The sequence below is a fragment of the Duganella sacchari genome (genome assembly GCF_900143065.1).
Taxonomy (GTDB): Bacteria; Pseudomonadota; Gammaproteobacteria; order Burkholderiales; family Burkholderiaceae_D; genus Rugamonas; species Rugamonas sacchari.
The window spans coordinates 1-2,856 of sequence record NZ_FRCX01000034.1 but is presented as its reverse complement, the minus strand read 5'-3'; the positions used below and the strand labels follow the sequence as shown (position 1 = coordinate 2,856).

General features: G+C 61.1%; 4 protein-coding genes. 1 reads left to right on the top strand and 3 read right to left on the bottom strand.

All coding sequences use genetic code 11. From position 1 onward, the window contains the following. Positions 1 to 83 precede the first annotated feature (83 nt). Positions 84 to 479, top strand: a complete 396-nt coding sequence (locus BUA36_RS29815; protein ID WP_072791150.1) for a hypothetical protein — start codon at positions 84 to 86, stop codon at positions 477 to 479. On the opposite strand, the gene tnpC is transcribed toward BUA36_RS29815, so the two are convergent. From tnpC to tnpA, 3 genes are read right to left on the bottom strand one after another with little or no spacing between them, the layout of a single operon-like run. Beyond that, positions 434 to 2,005 carry an IS66 family transposase gene (gene tnpC / locus BUA36_RS29810; protein WP_072791148.1) on the bottom strand — a complete coding sequence of 524 codons (1,572 nt, stop codon included), beginning with the start codon at positions 2,003 to 2,005 and terminating at the stop codon, positions 434 to 436. The genes BUA36_RS29815 and tnpC overlap by 46 nt on opposite strands. 29 nt (positions 2,006 to 2,034) lie before the next feature. Further along, positions 2,035 to 2,382 (bottom strand): IS66 family insertion sequence element accessory protein TnpB, encoded by a 348-nt coding sequence (gene tnpB, locus BUA36_RS29805; RefSeq protein WP_072791145.1) that lies wholly within the window; start codon positions 2,380 to 2,382, stop codon positions 2,035 to 2,037. Continuing rightward, complete coding sequence (gene tnpA, locus BUA36_RS31485; protein ID WP_072791142.1) at positions 2,379 to 2,765, bottom strand: IS66-like element accessory protein TnpA; 387 nt, start codon at positions 2,763 to 2,765, stop codon at positions 2,379 to 2,381. Before tnpA ends, tnpB begins: the two co-directional genes overlap by 4 nt. Positions 2,766 to 2,856: the final 91 nt, after the last annotated feature.

Sequence of the window (2,856 nt, the reverse complement as noted above, 5' to 3'; positions counted from 1 at the left end):
CGTAAGCGTCAACGTGACGCCGTCTTGCGCAGCTTGTCATTAAGTGGGAGCTAAAATGGAAGCTTTTCCGCACTCGTCTTGCCATGCACAACTCTCCCCGCTTTACGATCAACCGTCACCTGATCATCCTGATGCCCAAGCAGCCGGTCCTGGACTGGATTAAACGCGTCGATCCGAATCCGCCAAACCTGACGCTTGATCAGCTGCGCCTTGAACAGAATGCTTTTCTCATTTCTGATGATCTTGATGGTCAGCAGGATGCTGAGAAGTGGGTGCAGCGCAGATGGCAAATGTTCTTTGAAGGTTTTCTCGCGGAGTGGTACACGGTCGAGTCTTGGTGGCCTCAGAGGCGTACATTCAAGATGTTCAAGGATTGGTTCGATGTCCAGTATCACTCGATGGTATGGGACATGGCTGCTAAAGAGCCGATCACCTACGAAGACTGGGAGTCCCCCGACGACGAAGTACCCGTGAGCTGATCGGCGCAGTTCCAAGGCAGGAAGTCGTCCACGCGATTGACGGGGTGATCGGCAATGCGGGCTAGCACGTGGCGTAGCCAAGCCTCAGGGTCGACACCATTGAGCTTGGCGGTCCCGATCAGAGAGTAGATCGAGGCGGCGCGCTCGCCGCCACTGTCGGCGCCTGCAAACAGGTAGTTGCGGCGGCCAATGGCCACGCCGCGCAAGGCACGTTCCGCCGCCGAGTTATCAATCTCGATTGCGCCGTCGTCGCAGTAGCGCTGCAGTGCCGGCCAAAGCTTGAGCGCGTACAGGATGGCTGCCGCTGTGTCGGATTTACGTGACAAGGTGTCGAGCGTGGCATGGAGCCAGCGTTCGAGATCATCGACTAAGGGCCGCGCGCGGACTTGCCGCGCCTGCCTGCGCTCATCGGGCGGCCTGCCCCGGATCTCTGCCTCGATCACGTACAGTTCGGCGATGCGGCGCAGCGCCTCAGTGGTCAATGCTGTTGGTCGTGCCGCGTGGAGGTCGTAGAACTTGCGGCGTGCATGCGCCCAGCATGCAGCTTCGCGGATCGTACCGTCCTCGAACAAGGCGTTGAAGCCAGCATAGGCATCGGCTTGCAGTACTCCTTCAAATTTGGCCAGGTGGGTCTGAGGATGGATGCCCTTACGGTCGGGCGTGTAGGCAAACCATACCGCTGGTGGCGTCGCGTCGCCGGCTGGCCGGTCATCGCGCACATAGGTCCACAGGCGTGCGGTCTTGGTCTTACCGTTGCCGGGTGCCAGCACCGGGATCGGAGTATCGTCGGCGTGCAGCTTCGATGCCGCCAGCACGTGCCGCTGAATGGCATCCACCAATGGACGTAGCAGCGCGCTGGCGGCGCCGACCCAACTCGCCAGCAGGGAGCGATCAAGGTCGACGCCTTCACGAGCGTAGATGACAGCCTGACGGTACAGCGGCAAATGATCGGCGAACTTCGCCACCAGGACATGCGCCAGCAGACCAGGGCCGGCGATGCCGCGCTCAATCGGCCGGCTTGGTGCCGGTGCCTGCACGATGGTGTCGCAGCAGGAACATGCCAACTTGGGGCGCACATGACGGATTACACGGAAGCTGGCCGGCACGAACTCCAGCTGTTCCGCCACGTCCTCACCCAGCGGCCGTAGGCCGCCACCACAGGCCGGACAGGCATCGGCCGTCGGCGCATACACCTTCTCGTCACGCGGTAGGTGCTCCGACAAGGGCTTGCGCACGGACTTCTTACGTGGCGCCTGATCGGCGGCCGGCATCTCGCGCGCCGCCTCGGCCTCATCGGCCTGCAGATCTTCCAGTTGCAGCTCCAGCTGCTCGATCTGATGATCCAGTTTTTCCGACTTGCGGCCAAATTGCATGCGCCGCAATTTAGCGATCTGCAGCTTGAGGTGTTCGATTTCGACAGCGCGCGTGTTCAGTTGTTCGCGCAAACCTTCCACCACCTCGTTTTGGGTGAGCAGCAACGCCTTCAAGGCGGCGATGTCGTCGGGCAGGTCGGCTGGGCTGAGCATGGGCCAAGTTTACGCGAGGCTTGTTACGTTTACAAGGCCGACGTGGGCTTCCAGGTCCGTTCCGGCCGCCGCCAATCTATGCCTTCGAGTAGCATCGACAGCTGCGCCTGCGTCAGCGCCACCGAGCCGTTGCTGGCCTGCGGCCAGATGAAGCGACCACGCTCAAGTCGCTTGGCCAACAGACACAGACCATCGCCAGTCCACCACAGTAGTTTAATGAGGTCGCCGCGTCGGCCACGGAACACGAACACGTGGCCGCTGAACGGGTCTTCCTCCAGCGCCATCTGCACTTTCGCCGCCAGGCCATTGAAGCCGGAGCGCATATCGGTGACACCGGCGGCGATCCAGACCTTTGTGCCGGCAGGAAGGCCGATCATCGCAGCACCCGATCCAGCACTTGCGCCAGGGTGGCCGCATTTGGTTGGCCTTCAATACGCACGCGGACCTGGCCCACCTCCAGCACGACAATGCCGTCGGTATTGGCGGCGGTGCCGCCCGGGACCGGCGCCGTTGACGCCAGCACCACCGGCAATAGACCATCGTCGCGCATTAACGCCGCTGCACCGAGACGTCCTTGCTGATACAACCGACGCCAGCTGAACACCTGGTTGGCATTGACGCCATGGTCGCGCGCAATGCGCGCCACCGAAACACCTGGCTGCAGCGACAATGCCACCAAGGCACGTTTGAACTCCAGCGGATGCTGACGGTAGTGACCACGTGAATTGGTGGAAGTGACTGGTTGAAAATTTGTGTCCATAATCAAAATTTGTGGGCACAAATGCCGTGCCAAAATTAGATCATGGATGGTGCTGCGAGCAGAGTCTAGACGGCGCTGGCTTTACGCTTAC